Source organism: Bacillus massilinigeriensis, from assembly GCF_900117315.1.
Lineage (GTDB): Bacteria > Bacillota > Bacilli > Bacillales > Cytobacillaceae > Bacillus_BE > Bacillus_BE massilionigeriensis.
The window spans coordinates 2,905,716-2,919,591 of the sequence record NZ_LT630337.1; the positions used below are offsets into that span (position 1 = coordinate 2,905,716).

Annotated in this window: 15 protein-coding genes; 2 read left to right on the forward strand and 13 right to left on the reverse strand. The window is 35.4% G+C overall.

The features are described from left to right. Positions 1-111: 111 nt before the first annotated feature. The 7 genes from BQ6100_RS14500 to BQ6100_RS14530 form a co-directional block, all read right to left on the reverse strand. Positions 112-1,767 carry a rhomboid family protein gene (locus BQ6100_RS14500; protein WP_084780413.1) on the reverse strand — a complete coding sequence of 552 codons (1,656 nt, stop codon included), beginning with the start codon at positions 1,765-1,767 and terminating at the stop codon, positions 112-114. A gap of 164 nt (positions 1,768-1,931) precedes the next feature. Beyond that, positions 1,932-2,126, reverse strand: a complete 195-nt coding sequence (locus tag BQ6100_RS14505) for a hypothetical protein (protein WP_075982302.1) — start codon at positions 2,124-2,126, stop codon at positions 1,932-1,934. Positions 2,127-2,212: 86 nt separating this feature from the next. Further along, entirely contained in the window at positions 2,213-3,163 is a 951-nt protein-coding gene (locus tag BQ6100_RS14510; protein WP_075982303.1) for an L-lactate dehydrogenase, read from the reverse strand. 91 nt (positions 3,164-3,254) lie between these two features. Continuing rightward, a complete protein-coding gene (locus tag BQ6100_RS14515; RefSeq protein WP_075982304.1) occupies positions 3,255-4,037 on the reverse strand; it encodes a DUF92 domain-containing protein in 783 nt (260 codons plus the stop codon). A gap of 3 nt (positions 4,038-4,040) precedes the next feature. Next, positions 4,041-4,628 carry a 5-formyltetrahydrofolate cyclo-ligase gene (locus tag BQ6100_RS14520; protein ID WP_235816533.1) on the reverse strand — a complete coding sequence of 196 codons (588 nt, stop codon included), beginning with the start codon at positions 4,626-4,628 and terminating at the stop codon, positions 4,041-4,043. Positions 4,629-4,668: 40 nt separating this feature from the next. After that, positions 4,669-4,818, reverse strand: coding sequence for a 50S ribosomal protein L33 (rpmG, locus tag BQ6100_RS14525; protein ID WP_075982306.1), 150 nt, complete (start codon positions 4,816-4,818; stop codon positions 4,669-4,671). A gap of 64 nt (positions 4,819-4,882) precedes the next feature. Beyond that, a complete protein-coding gene (locus BQ6100_RS14530) occupies positions 4,883-5,542 on the reverse strand; it encodes a hypothetical protein (RefSeq protein WP_141770157.1) in 660 nt (219 codons plus the stop codon). A gap of 417 nt (positions 5,543-5,959) precedes the next feature. Between BQ6100_RS14530 and BQ6100_RS14535 the strand changes: the two genes are divergently transcribed. Both BQ6100_RS14535 and BQ6100_RS14540 read left to right on the forward strand, forming a co-directional pair. Then, on the forward strand, positions 5,960-6,349 hold the full coding sequence (locus tag BQ6100_RS14535) for a hypothetical protein (RefSeq protein ID WP_075982307.1): 390 nt from the start codon (positions 5,960-5,962) through the stop codon (positions 6,347-6,349). Between the two features lie 2 nt (positions 6,350-6,351). Beyond that, a complete protein-coding gene (locus BQ6100_RS14540; RefSeq protein ID WP_075982308.1) occupies positions 6,352-6,861 on the forward strand; it encodes a hypothetical protein in 510 nt (169 codons plus the stop codon). Positions 6,862-6,975: 114 nt separating this feature from the next. On the opposite strand, the gene phoU is transcribed toward BQ6100_RS14540, so the two are convergent. The 6 genes from phoU to BQ6100_RS14570 all read right to left on the reverse strand — a co-directional run bounded on the left by phoU (position 6,976) and on the right by BQ6100_RS14570 (position 13,805). Further along, positions 6,976-7,635, reverse strand: a complete 660-nt coding sequence (gene phoU, locus BQ6100_RS14545; RefSeq protein ID WP_075982309.1) for a phosphate signaling complex protein PhoU — start codon at positions 7,633-7,635, stop codon at positions 6,976-6,978. Positions 7,636-7,684: 49 nt separating this feature from the next. Continuing rightward, complete coding sequence (gene pstB, locus BQ6100_RS14550) at positions 7,685-8,461, reverse strand: phosphate ABC transporter ATP-binding protein PstB (RefSeq protein ID WP_075983586.1); 777 nt, start codon at positions 8,459-8,461, stop codon at positions 7,685-7,687. A gap of 77 nt (positions 8,462-8,538) precedes the next feature. Beyond that, a complete protein-coding gene (pstA, locus tag BQ6100_RS14555) occupies positions 8,539-9,417 on the reverse strand; it encodes a phosphate ABC transporter permease PstA (RefSeq protein ID WP_075982310.1) in 879 nt (292 codons plus the stop codon). Beyond that, a complete protein-coding gene (pstC, locus tag BQ6100_RS14560) occupies positions 9,417-10,355 on the reverse strand; it encodes a phosphate ABC transporter permease subunit PstC (protein WP_075982311.1) in 939 nt (312 codons plus the stop codon). The genes pstA and pstC overlap by 1 nt, the downstream gene beginning before the upstream one ends. A gap of 78 nt (positions 10,356-10,433) precedes the next feature. Next, positions 10,434-11,402: a PstS family phosphate ABC transporter substrate-binding protein gene (locus tag BQ6100_RS14565; RefSeq protein ID WP_075982312.1), complete on the reverse strand. Its 969-nt coding sequence runs from the start codon at positions 11,400-11,402 to the stop codon at positions 10,434-10,436. Positions 11,403-11,678: 276 nt separating this feature from the next. Further along, on the reverse strand, positions 11,679-13,805 hold the full coding sequence (locus BQ6100_RS14570) for a peptidoglycan D,D-transpeptidase FtsI family protein (RefSeq protein WP_075982313.1): 2,127 nt from the start codon (positions 13,803-13,805) through the stop codon (positions 11,679-11,681). Positions 13,806-13,876: the final 71 nt, after the last annotated feature.

Here is a 13,876-nt window from a genome sequence, read left to right on the forward strand (position 1 = left end):
TCGTGACTTACTTCCACAATTTTCTTCGCATAATAAACCATCATAGACAAGGATGGATAAAAAAATACGTTATTGCGAGATTGTGGGTAAATCCTTTCGGTTCCTCATGGATTATTCATTTACCTTTTGTAAAAGTTCTTTATATTCAGCTTTGTTTGGCTCAATCCTCACTGCTTGATTGGCGTGTTCCTTTGCCTTTTCTAATTCATGTTTATTCAGATATATTAATGCCAAATTAACATGAGCTTCATCCATATTCGGATCCAGTTCAAGGACGCGCAATAAGTGTTTCTCAGCTTTATTGATTTGATTCATCTTGATTTCTGCATAAGAAAGGAGAAAATAACTTTCAGCTGAATCGGGGTGATCCTCTACATAGCCTTCTAATACTTTACTTGCCTTATCCCATTGCTCGGATTGAATATAATCCTGGGCAATAAATAGGGTGGATTGTTCATTTAATAATTTTGAGCCGTGGTGGAAACCATAGTATAACAACCCTACTGAAAGTGAAGCTGTTACAACTAAAAATAGGATTTGTTGAAGCATTTTTTTCTGTTTTGGAAAATGAAGAACTCCTGTTGCCAAAAATCCTCCGATTAATCCGCCAATATGCCCAGCATTATCAATCCCTTCCATGGAAAATCCAAAGGCTAAGTTAATGGCAAGTACAACAAAAATATTCAATCCCATCGTTCTCATAAATAGTTTTGGATATATTAGACCAAAGTAAAGGAGAGCCCCAAAGCAACCAAAAATTGCTCCACTTGCCCCAGCAGATAAATTTTGACTAAAGAGAAAGCTGGCTAATGATCCTCCAAAACCGGCAATTAAATAAATGAGAATAAATCGAATACGACCAAATATTTTTTCCACGGTGATTCCTAAATAGTACAAAGCTAATGTGTTCATAGCTAGATGAAGAATTCCGATATGTAAAAAAATAGGTGTGATAAATCTCCACCATTCTCCTTCAAGGATTAATGGGTTAAATTTTGCGCCAAATTTAATTAAGGTCTCTGTGTTCGTGCTCCCTCCACTGACCTCGAGTAATAAGAAGACGATTAATTGAATGGCAATAAAGAAATAAGTGAAAAACGGTTTTCCGTATTCAAACATAGATTTTTCAGCTTTAATTTTATCAACAGCAGTGGTTAATGCTTCATGCTTTAATCTTTCAGTTTCTTGATCAATATTTTCCTCTGGAATTGAAAAAGAGATTGTATCTTGAAATAGGTCACTGACCTTCTCCATAGATAAAGGTAGATTTTCCCTTTCAAAGATGACTGAGTTTACTTTCGTCTTGCTTGTTTGAGGGTTTATAAAAGGCTTCTCAATCCGATAATGGTAATCATCTACAGGGGGATAGGCTGTAAAATATAGGTTTAAAACATTTAATTCCCCTTTTCCCAATTGCTTTCGAATCCGTTCACCATTATGAGAGGTTAATTCAATATCCCTTTGCAGCCAATTGCTCCAATCCAAATTACGGCATAATAAACGAATCACTCGTACATTTTTATTTTCCATTTTTTCTAACCATAGCTCATTTTGATCTTTTGATAACTGAATAATCCTATATTCCTGAACAGCAATAAAGTAGTGTGCTAATCTCCAGAATAAATATAACTCTTGTGTGTTCAAATTTCCCCCTACTTTCAATTCCTTTTTACCGACTTTAATATAAATTATGTATTCATTAAAAATGATAACAAATACTTCATTTATTTTGGATAGAAGTTTTAATTGTATTATTATTCTCCTCATTTTTTCAATATCAATTTCTTCATTATCATAACCTTTTTATTAAAAAAAGGAAAAATTATTCCCTTTGTCAAAAATAAAAGGACACTGAATTACAACGTTTAAAGCATAGCTACCTTAATCGATAGCTTGCTGTCATTCGTTTGTAATCAGGTCCTAATAAGTGATTAACTTAAATTAGGCTGGCTTGAAAAAAGGGTGCCCATCATTTTATTTCTTATTCCTGGAATTTTCATGATGGAAGAAACAAGAAATTTTCGAATCAGAGGTTTTGCAAAAATATTATTCATTAGCTTATAACGATTTTGAAATAAATAATATCCCCCGACTCCTATTAACAGAATAGAAAAAACTCGTGACATTCTGAATCCTCCCTTCTAATACATAGTATTGTTTGAGAGATAATGCATTATTTGCAGACTGTGATTGTAAATTTTTCCCTTTAAACTTAATCTCTTAAGACTGGGCCCATTGTTTTTTTCAAAACCTCAACAGAGTAATCAAATTTTTCCTTTTCTTCCTTATTAAGCTCTATTTCAACTATTTCTCGTATTCCTTTTCTAGTTACGACTGCTGGAACCCCAATAAATATATCTTGGTGACCATATTCACCATCTAAATACGTAGAGACTGTTAATACGGAATGCTCATTTTGAAGAATAGCCTTCGTTAACCGTACTAGTCCCATTGCAATTCCGTAATATGTAGCGCCCTTTCTTTCTATGATATGATAGGCGGCATCCCTCACATTTATAAAAATCTCGTCTAAATCCTCTCTTTTATAATCTTCACTTTTATTTATCCAGTTATATATCGGAACACATGCAATATCCGCATGACTCCATACAGGGAGTTCTGTATCCCCATGTTCTCCAATGATATAAGCATGAACATTGCGTGTATCCACATCAAAATACTTTCCTAGTAAGAAACGTAATCGCCCAGTATCGAGTATCGTTCCAGAGCCAATCACTCGTTCCTTTGAGAGACCGGAGTACTTCCAAACAGCGTAAGTTAAAATATCTACAGGATTTGATGCCACTACAAAGATCCCTTCAAAGCCATTGGACATGATATCATCGACTATCGACTTGATAATCCTTGTGTTTTTCTCAACTAAATCTAATCTAGTTTCCCCTGGTCTTTGGCTTGCCCCAGCCGTTAAAACAACAATATCAGCGTCCTTGCAATCTGAATAATCACCAAACCAAATTTTCGTGCGAGAAGGGGCAAAAGGGAGCCCATGATTTAAATCCATTGCATCGCCTTCCGATTTATCTACGTTTAAATCTATCAAAACAAGCTCTTCAGTGACTCCTTGATTTAATAAGGCAAATGCATAGCTAGAACCTACTGCTCCTGTCCCAACTAATACAACTCGATTCACTCGATCATTCATTCATGTATCCTCCTTATCGATTACCTCAATAGTAGTATGACTCTTTATGAAATAATCATGAGAAGGAATCCATAAAAAAGCATAAAAGTCTCTATATTTTATAAAAGAGATAGGTAAAAAATGCAGCTGCAAAGCTCGCAAGAAAATTCACCATATCATTATTTAACCATGTGAACCCCTCTTCAATCCTTGTTTTCTTACCACAATGGACAGTCTTTTCCGTACTCAGTCCACATTGTATACAAGAATACCGTGCCTGAAAAAATGCTCCAAGTATCGTATCAATAACATTTCCAAGGAACCCAAAGATTAGGATAACACTTGCTGTCAACACAGTTAAATGGAACAAAAGATAGGAAATAACCGCTATTAATAAGGCACCACAAAAGGCAGCAAAGGTCCCTAACATGCTTACTGCTCCTGAAGTTCCTGGTTCCACTTTTCTAAAATTTCTTACGTAAATCGGTGAATTTCGACTCAGAGAACCAATTTCTGAAGCCCATGTATCCGAATTAGAACAAGCTATTGCACTACAATAGACGATAATCCACAATGGATCTTTCGAAACAATATATATCAGACAGGCAAGAGAAGCCATACCACCATTTGCAAATACCTGTAGCATATCCCTTCGCGAACCCTTTGCATGCTTTTCTTCAATCTTATTTTTTTGCATTCGTTTATATTTTGACCAGACACTTGAGCTAATAAAAAAGACTCCCATTAATATGAAGCCCTTAATCCCGATACTAAAATAAACAATGAATCCTACGATCATCGCTGCAAACATCCCTGATTTAGTCAATAAACGCGCACTATATCCACCAAATGCCATCAACATAATAATTAGAGTGGGAAGAATGAACTTAATCATTTATTATATTTTCCCTCTTTCGGAAATTATTTTTTTTATTTTTATATCATGTTTTTCCATAGGAATGGCTGCCACGATTTGCTCCTCAAACGCAAGGGACAAGGTAGGCCCATGATAATCATGAAGATAACGATCATAATAGCCACCACCAAATCCAAGCCTACTTCCATCTGAAGTAAATCCAAGACCAGGTACAATTAATAAATCAATCTTATCCATGTCCATTGCTCTGGTTTCTTCTTCTTTTGGTTCTTGCAGACCATAATAGACGGTTTCTAGCTGATTAAATGAATCAATCAAGCGGAAAACCATTTTTCTTTCTTTCGGATAACATTTTGGGACGACGATTTGTTTCCCTTCTTCCCATCCCTTTTTAATAATATTGTATGTATCCACTTCTGGTGCCCTAGAAATCGTCATTCCTATTGTGTGTGCATTCTTCCAACCATCATCATGAAAAAGATGATTGGCAATCTGACTAGATTTCTTTTCATATAATGGCTTAGGAATTTTAGATAGCCTACTTTGAATTTCTTTGCGCAAATGCTTCTTATCTAACACCATCTCACCCCATTTTGCAAAAAATCCCAATTTTTATGTATAAAAAAAACAGTAGGAAGAATCCCACTGCTTATTTTGTTTCACGATGTACGGTAGAACGTTTTTCTCTTGGGCAGTATTTCTTTAGCTCAAGACGATCTGGATTATTTCGTTTATTTTTTTTAGAAATATAGTTACGATCTCCACACTCAGTGCAAGCTAACGTAATATTCACACGCATGTAATTTCCCTCCAAACTATTGGTTCACTAGTTCGTTCATACGACTTTTCTATAATATCATTTTTCAATTAGAAATGCTAGTCCGTTTTTTTAAGAAAGCCTTATTTAATCTTTCTAATTTCAATTTTTTATCATCCATTATTACCCATGAGCTTCCTTTAATAGTTTTATTAGGAGGAATAATTGTTTCTAATGAAAAAATACTTACAGCTGCTCCCTTAGTCATTGGATTGTATTTTAATACCCCTTTTTCAAGATTGCTCCAAATAAGGTCATTATAGAAGTTCCAATATGGTTGGACCGTTCTCTGACCTTCTGCATTTCCATTAATTTGACCATTCACCAAATAAACCCTATTATTTGCGAGATGATAAATGACATTTTCAGATGGTGAGATAAATGAAAAATGATCCCTTGTTGCTTCTTGATGTTGATGCATAAATAGTAACAATGCCCTACGATCAACCGAGGAATGATTAGTCAGGTAGATCTCAAAGAAATGAATTTTTGAATGAATATTTTCCTTTTTCAACTGAATTGACATAGATTCATCTATTAAGAGCTTTTCTGTACCCGTTTTCAGCCAAAAGGCTTTTCCGTCTATCCATAATCCAGCCGTTGTTATTAATTCATTTTTTAAAACAGAGGAATCTACAGTTTTTTTCATATACACATCAGTACCCATTAAAAATTCACCTTCTTTTTCATTGTATTTATTTCCCATATATTCAAAACAATATAGTAAAGCTTTCAATTCATTCCCTTTTTTGAAATCATTATTTTTAAAAATTAACTTCTAATATATGTTCACAACAACCTAATTATTACCATTCCTATAATTTTATGTTAGCATTGAAGCGATCAAGTCACAATAAACGCATTTTGTCGTAAACTGTAAATGTTGTTTTAACCTAATGGTCTCAAGTGAAAATATTTTCCATGAAGTTTCACAAACAAATGAAATACCTTGTTTCGACAGGGTTAGTGGATTTTTCCTATCAATGAAACGACAAGATTAAATCATTTTTTGACTAAGACTTTGTAATTATCGAAATTTGTCGATTAACATGTTAAAATATTTCTGTCCATTTTTTTCCGGATAAGCGTTTCATGATATCGATGACATGAGGGTGAATTGTACATGCAATTTCTATTTATTGGGCTTCTTGCATTTTCTGTACTATTGTTTATTATTTCTATATTTGCAAAAGATCCTGTTAAAGCTCTTCGAGAGGAAATAGACCAGCTTTCCATGCAGCAGCTGCAAGAGCTTTATCAAATTAAGAAGAAAATGAAGGTTTTAGAGGAAGAATTATTAGTTTCTGAAGGTGAGATGTCATCCATTGCAAGCCCAGGCTCATCAGTTCAGTCTTTTTCTAATGGAAAGAAACAAATACACGAAATAATTAAGAACCAAGTAATCTCCTTAGCAGGACAAGGCCTATCTATTGATCAAATTTCAAAACAATCGTCCCTTTCTAAAGAGGATGTACAGGCAATTATTCAAGAATATATGGGAAGGGGAAATTAATGATGAGTAAGCGTACATTAATGGCCTTTTCCTTTGGTATTTTCTTTACCGTTTCCATAATTGGAACCTATTATTATGCCTTTTCAGATGAAAATGAAACGATAAGTCAAAAGGAAGCAAAGGATTTATTAAAGGAAAAAAATTATGTCATCCTAACAAAGAGTAAATATAACGAATTAATTGAGGGCAAATCAGATGCAACAAAAAATCAAGGAAAAAAGGAAACAATCAAAGAGGAGAAATCCACGCCAGAAAAGGAAGTAGTACCACAAAAGGAATCTGTGGTTAAAAAAAATGAAGATGTGATATCCTACCAATTACAAATAACTAGTGGAATGACTTCGGAAGGAATTGCTGAAGTTCTTGAAAGACAAGGAATAATTAAGGATCATAGTGAGCTTTCTGCATTCCTAGATAACAATGGATATAGTACGAAGATTCAGCTCGGTGAGTTTACCGTGACAAGTGAAATGGGTTTTGAGCAAATAGCAAGGATTATTACAAAGAGCTAAAGGAAATGAAACTCCTTTAGCTCTTGTTCTTGTTTATTGAGATTTAAGTTTCTCGTTTGTATTAATTTTTCTTTTCTAGCTACAACAGATTGTAAAATACTTTCGATCGTTGTACTAATTGTTTATTTCATAATGTTTTCCTTTTACAAGATAAAACACACTTTCTGCAATATTGGTTGTATGATCAGCCGCTCTTTCTAAATATCGACAAACAAATGAGAGCTGGGTTATCTGTGATAGCAATTCTGGTCTACTTTGGTTGATTTGTAATAGTTGACGAATGGTTTGCCCATAGAATGAATCGACCACATCATCCATATCTAAAACTGTATGAGCCTTATCAACATCTTCCTCATTAAAAGCCTCTAAGGATAACTCAATCATTTCCGAAGTCCTCTCAAACATCTCTCGAATTTGAGCCATTGATCCAACATGCTCTTCCTTCCCAATCCGAATGGTGGACTTTGCAATATTTACTGCAAAATCAGCTATCCTTTCCAAATCGGCTGCAATTTTAATAGCTACGATAATTCTTCGTAAATCAATGGCTACAGGCTGTTGTTTAGCAATTAATAATATACTAAAATCATTTATTTCCTCATAGAGCACATCCGCTTTCGTATCATTATCTAAAATCTCAAGAGCCCTATCAATATTTTTCGATTCAAGGGTTTCTATTGAACATCTTAAGGCATCATTCGCGAATTTACCAAGCTCTGTTAATTTATTCCTCAATTCATTCATATCATAGTGAAATTTTTCTCTTACAACCATTATATTCTCCCCTCATATCAACCAAATTAGTTCATTAAAGGATATTTTCTTATCCAAAACGACCTGTGATATAATCTTCAGTTCTCTTGTCCTTTGGATTCGAAAAAATCTTGTCTGTATGTGAAAACTCAATCACTTCACCATTTAAGAAGAAGGCAGTTTTATCTGAGATTCTTGCCGCTTGCTGCATATTATGAGTAACAATGATTATACTAAATTCCTTCTTTAATTCCTGAACAAGCTCCTCAATTTTCAAGGTTGAAATAGGGTCAAGAGCAGATGTTGGCTCATCCATCAGAATTACATCCGGTTCAATAGCCAAGCAGCGTGCAATACAAAGCCTTTGTTGCTGACCCCCAGATAATCCATAGGCATTTTCATGTAAACGATCCTTCACTTCCTCCCAAATTGCAGCACCTTTTAGGCTTTTTTCTACAATTTGATCCAGTACTTTCCGATCTCGAATGCCATGAATTTTTGGTCCATATGCCACATTTTCATAGATTGATTTAGGAAAAGGGTTTGGTTTTTGAAATACCATTCCTACTTTTGTTCTCAGTACTTCTACTCCATATGATTTATCAAAAATATTTCTTCCACGATAGGATATTTCGCCAGAGGTTTTAACATTTGGAACTAATTCAATCATTCTATTCAATACTTTAATATAGGTTGATTTCCCACAGCCTGAAGGACCAATTATTGCGGTTACCTCGTTTTCTACGACATCTAAATCTATATTTTTTAGGGCATGATTATCCCCATACCAAAGGTTCAACTGTTTTGTTTGATAGACAATTGCCTTTTGCTCCTCACCTTTAACCATAGCTTCTCTATCTATAGGAAAAAGCCTTTTCTCAATTGTAGCGTTCATCCTAAAAGCCCCCTTCAGGTTCAATGATTTTAGTATCTCTTTTGAAACTTATTGCGAATTATTACGGCAATGGAGTTCATAATGACTAAAAGTACAAGTAAAACGATAATTCCGGCAGCAGCTAACTCCTGAAATTCGACTTGTGGTCGACCTGTCCAGTTATAAATCTGCATTGGTAGAACCGTAAATGTATCAAAAACGGTTTTTGGTAAAAAGGCTAAGAATAATGGTAACCCTAATACGACAAGTGGTGCGGTTTCACCAATGGCTCGGGAGAGAGCAAGAATTCCCCCAGTTAGAATTCCAGGGATAGCCGCTGGCAAAACAACACGCCTAATGGTCTGCCATTTGGTTGCTCCCATCCCATAGGAGGCTTCCCTCATTTCTTTCGGAATCGCACGAATAGCCTCCTGCGAGGAAACAATGATGACTGGTAATACTAACAAGCTCATCGTTAATCCTGCTGAAATCACACTGCTACCAAAAGCAAATAACTTTACGAATATTGTTAAACCTAATAATCCAAATACAATAGATGGAACACCTGCAAGGTTTGTAATATTGACCAAAATGAATTCAGTGAATTTATTTTTCTTTGCGTATTCTTCAAGATATATGGCAGTACCTACACCTAATATTAAAGAAGTTGGAGTAACTACAGCCATAAGCCAAACGGTTCCAATTAAAGCAGTTTTTACACCTGCTAATTCCGGTTTCCTAGAAGGGAGGCTCTGTAAAAATTGTAAATCCAAATAGTTATATCCTTGAGTGAATACCCGATACAATAAAACACCTAATATAAAGAGACCAAATAAAGTAGATGCAAAAAAGATCGTCTTAAATAATCGATTTGAAACTAGTCTTCTTTTCATCCGTTTTACAACTATTGTTTGATCAATGAATTTCATTAATATTCCTCCCTAAACTTACGAGAGATAAACTGAGCAAAGAGATTCATAACAAGAGTAAAGAGGAAAAGGGTAAATCCTACTGCATAGATACTGTAATATATAGTCGATCCATATCCTGCATCACCAGCACTAACCTGAACAATATAAGCAGTCATTGTTTGTATAGAACTTGTTACGTTAAGGTCTAAATTTGGTGTGGCCCCACCTGCAACTGCTACAATCATGGTCTCCCCTATGGCACGTGAAATCCCTAATACAATTGAGGCGATAATTCCTGACATTGCAGCGGGAACAACGACCTTTAATGCCACCTCAAACTTAGTAGAACCGAGTGCGAGAGCCCCTTGACGCATCGAATAAGGGACAGCTGACAATGCATCCTCAGAAAGAGAGGCAATCATAGGTATGATCATTACCCCCATGACAATTCCTGGACTTAGCGCGTTAAAGATCTCTAAACTGGGAATGGCTTTTTGAAGGAGAGGTGTGACAAATGTTAAAGCAAAAAATCCGTAAACAATCGTTGGAATTCCCGCTAAAACCTCCAATATCGGCTTTATGACTCTTCTTGTTCGGTCCGATGCATATTCACTCAAATATATAGCTGAAGCAAGTCCTATTGGAACAGCAACAATAATTGAAATCAATGTTACCTTTACCGTACCAGATACTAATGGAAGGATACCAAAGGATCCTTCTGTTTCGGAAAAAGGATACCATTTTTTGGCTGTCAAGAATTCTTTCATTGAAACTTGATCAAAAAACGTAAAGGTTTCAACTATGAGAGTAAAGACAATCCCTAGTGTCGTTAAGACTGAAACAATGGCAGTTAATAATAAGAAGACGGGAATGATTTTCTCTAGTCTTTTTTTTCTATTTTTCTGTTGTTTTTCCGCTATCATTTCCTGTATAGAAAAGGATTTTGCGTGATCCATCTTGAATGCCCCCAATCATCCATAAGAAGAATGAGAAGCTTGTCTTTGCCTCTCATTCTTCTTATTTTTCTATCCAAATTATTTTTTCAAAGATTTCAATGCCTCTAGGTCCTTTTTATATTCATCTTCCGGAAGTTTTACATATCCGACTTCCTCTGATAAATCAGCAGCATTTTCTAATGTGAATTTTATAAAATCATATACTTCTTCTTTTTTAACAGCTTCATTAGCTACATAAGTAAATAATGGACGAGACAATGGAGCATATTCTCCAGATTCAATGGTTTCATTTGTCGGTTCAACCGCTCCATTTCCGTTATCTATCGGAACAACCTTTAAGCTATCCTTGTTTTCCAAGTAGTAGGCGTAGCCAAAATAACCGATTGCATTCTTATCTCCCTTAACACCTTGGACAAGAATATTATCATCTTCAGAAAGAGTGGCCTTTTCAACAATAGGTTGTTCACCTAATACCACTTCATCAAAATAATCAAATGTTCCTGACTCAGTCCCAGGTGAATATAGTTTAATTTCCTCTTTGGGCCATCCCTTTCGTATATCAGACCATTTTTTTACTTTTCCATCTTCAATCCAAATCTTCTTTAATTCATCAATAGTGAGCTTATCAACAAAATCATTCTCTTTATTAACCACTACCGAAAGACCGTCAAAAGCCAATTTAAATTCAGTTACTTTAATTCCTTTTTTATTAAGCTCAGCTTGCTCCTCGGGTTTAATTTCTCTAGATGCGTTAGAAATAACTGTTTTTCCATCAATTAAAGCTTTAAAGCCATTTCCTGTACCATTACCTGCTGCTGATACCTTTACACCTGGCTGCAACATTCCGTATTCTTCAACGACAGCCTCCATAATGGGATATACCGTGGAGGATCCGTCTATGTTAATTTCGCCTTGCAGTTGTTTGTTGTCCTCACCAGTTTGTTCAGTACTGCTTCCTGAGGAACTTCCTTCTGAACCACACGCTGTAGTGAATACTAAGGATGTTCCAATCACTGCAGATAATGCCAAGATTTTAAAGCTTTTCATTCATTTTTACCCCCTAAGAGTTTTTTAATGTTTTTGTTCTACATAATTAGAATAATTGGTGAATGTAAACTTGGTTTTAAAGGGTTGTAAAGCTTATGTAAACAGAAATTAAATATTGTGTAAATTTGTCGATTGATAGGAATAAAAGGGAGTGATAAAATTTTAAGGGGATTAAAAAAATTTACATATATTGGAATTACTGTTATAATCACCTATTGATCACCAAACCTTCTAAAAAAGAAAAAAGAGACTGATTACAGTCCCTTTTAAAGTATATTAATCGCTTATTTTCCCATCGTTGTTTCGATTGGTTTCTTTTTTATTTTCAACTTCTTCACGTTTCCTCTTTAAATCAAAGTACGTATCTAGCACCTTTGAGCCAATATCCAGGTTTGGTGAGGGTCCGGTGCTGCCTGAGTATGCCCATGGCACAATGACAGCCATTGCCACTTCAGGATTATCATAAGGAGCATATGAGACAAGACTCACATTCATTACCTCTGGTGGTTCTTCATATTTATATCTCTCAGGTCCATCGTAGAAAGCCTGGGCTGTTCCGGTCTTGCCAGCTGGTTTGTAAGATTTCGATCCAAAATAGGATGTAGCCGTTCCACCAGGTGACTGCATTACTTGACGGAAACCCTCCTGTACTCGTTTAATCCATTTTGTTTTCATATCCAGACGATTAAGTATTTTAGGTTCGATTTCCTCGGAAATAGGTCCTAATTTGCTACTATCCTCTAGTGGTTCTCTAATTTCCTTAACAAGATGCGGTTGAACACGATATCCTCCATTGGCAATAGTTGAAACATATTGTGCCATCTGCATGGGTGTATACATATCATACTGCCCAATAACAAGGTCGAGTAAAAAGCCAGGTCTTGTGTCGGACCCCTTAAAACCAACTTGTTCATTCGGTAGGTCTATTCCCGTCCTAACTCCCAAACCAAATTGGCTAAAGTTGTCACGAATGGTATCAAAAGCAGTAATCTCAAGATCAAGTGGCTCATGTGGAGCATACTTCCCTTTCCCAATAGAAATCGCCGTTCTAAACATGTACACATTAGATGACATCCTTAATGCAGAAAGATCGTCAATACTCCCCATCGTTTTCCACGACTTCTTAGGCGGAGTTCCTTTTATCAATAATGGAGTATCATATAGAATCGTCCCTGGGCTAATTGCACCGGTATTAAACCCTGTTAAAATTGTGGCACCCTTAACAGCCGATCCAGCATTATAGGCGGTAGTAATATTTCCTAATGCGAAATCCGACATTTCCATTTTGCCCGTTTTGTCATCCTTTGTGATCTGCTTCCCTGCCATCGTTAATACTTCCCCTGTGTTTGGATCCATTAAAACAACAAAAGCTCTATCCAATAAGTTTGTAGCAGGTTTTCTCTTCATATTCCATAATTCTTTTTCAATGATTTTTTCAACGGAACGCTGAAGGTCCATATCAATTGTTAAAATAAGATCCTTCCCCCGTTTTCCTTCGGACACTTGTACAGCTTCAATAACATTCCCTGATTTATCTGTTTTATTTTTTACTTTAGCCTTTTGTCCGTGTAAAACATCTTCATATTGCATTTCTAAATAACTTTTTCCTACACGATCATTTCGACTGTAATCTCTGGATAAATAGTAATTAACCTTTTCTTCAGGCAAACCTTCATCTGAATTGGTCACTTTCCCTAAAACGGTCTTTAATGTATTTCCAAATTTATAGGTTCTATCCCAATCGGTTGTTGTATCTACTCCTGGGAGATATTCTAAGTTTTCACTAACTGCCGCAAATTCTTCCTTTGTCACATTTTCATTTTTTACAATTTGTGGAGTTAATGCATACCCACTATTAAAGGCCCTGAAAATCGCTAATACTTCCAAATCATCCTTTGATAGTTCCTTTAAATCATTCCTTGTTATGCGTTTCAGCTGAAGTTCATATATTTTTTCATCATCAATTTCTTTCTGTTTGAATCGATTCCATTCATCCACAGATATTTTTGCCTTCGCACGATCAGGATTAATTAAAATCCAATAATCCTTTTTATCTCTTTCCTGAACCTTGTCAGGTTTTACTTCAATTAGTTTTGCCAATCTTTCTGCTACTTTGAGCATATCCTCTTGCTTAGCGCCTCGGTTCGTGTAGGTTATTGCATTTTTTGGCCTATTATCAACTATCGTTTTTCCATTACGGTCAAACATTTTACCTCTTGGTACAGAAATATTGACGAATTTATCATCTGTTCGTTCAATCTCCCTTTTATAGTCATCACCGTATACAATTTGTACAATACCTAATCGTAAAACAAGAACTGAGAAAAGCATAAAAACAATAAAAAAGATAAAATTTAACCGAAACGGAACGTGTGTTTTTTTATTTTTTTGTTTTTTATTCACAAGTACCACACATCCTCAATCATTTTCACTTTCAAAGGACACAATGTCATTGAAGGATAACAAATTTATAT

What these genes read in the sequence shown, in the direction of transcription:
- BQ6100_RS14530 (WP_141770157.1), bottom strand. Translation starts at nt 5,542, where the DNA reads ATGGGAAATAAATACAATGAAAAAGAAGGTGAATTTTTAATGGGTACT.
- BQ6100_RS14540 (WP_075982308.1), top strand. Translation starts at nt 6,352, where the DNA reads ATGAGTAAGCGTACATTAATGGCCTTTTCCTTTGGTATTTTCTTTACC.
- rpmG (WP_075982306.1), bottom strand. Translation starts at nt 4,818, where the DNA reads ATGCGTGTGAATATTACGTTAGCTTGCACTGAGTGTGGAGATCGTAAC.
- BQ6100_RS14500 (WP_084780413.1), bottom strand. Translation starts at nt 1,767, where the DNA reads ATGAGGAGAATAATAATACAATTAAAACTTCTATCCAAAATAAATGAA.
- BQ6100_RS14535 (WP_075982307.1), top strand. Translation starts at nt 5,960, where the DNA reads ATGCAATTTCTATTTATTGGGCTTCTTGCATTTTCTGTACTATTGTTT.
- pstA (WP_075982310.1), bottom strand. Translation starts at nt 9,417, where the DNA reads ATGAAATTCATTGATCAAACAATAGTTGTAAAACGGATGAAAAGAAGA.
- phoU (WP_075982309.1), bottom strand. Translation starts at nt 7,635, where the DNA reads ATGGTTGTAAGAGAAAAATTTCACTATGATATGAATGAATTGAGGAAT.
- pstB (WP_075983586.1), bottom strand. Translation starts at nt 8,461, where the DNA reads ATGGTTAAAGGTGAGGAGCAAAAGGCAATTGTCTATCAAACAAAACAG.
- BQ6100_RS14515 (WP_075982304.1), bottom strand. Translation starts at nt 4,037, where the DNA reads ATGATTAAGTTCATTCTTCCCACTCTAATTATTATGTTGATGGCATTT.
- BQ6100_RS14565 (WP_075982312.1), bottom strand. Translation starts at nt 11,402, where the DNA reads ATGAAAAGCTTTAAAATCTTGGCATTATCTGCAGTGATTGGAACATCC.
- BQ6100_RS14510 (WP_075982303.1), bottom strand. Translation starts at nt 3,163, where the DNA reads ATGAATGATCGAGTGAATCGAGTTGTATTAGTTGGGACAGGAGCAGTA.
- pstC (WP_075982311.1), bottom strand. Translation starts at nt 10,355, where the DNA reads ATGGATCACGCAAAATCCTTTTCTATACAGGAAATGATAGCGGAAAAA.
- BQ6100_RS14505 (WP_075982302.1), bottom strand. Translation starts at nt 2,126, where the DNA reads ATGTCACGAGTTTTTTCTATTCTGTTAATAGGAGTCGGGGGATATTAT.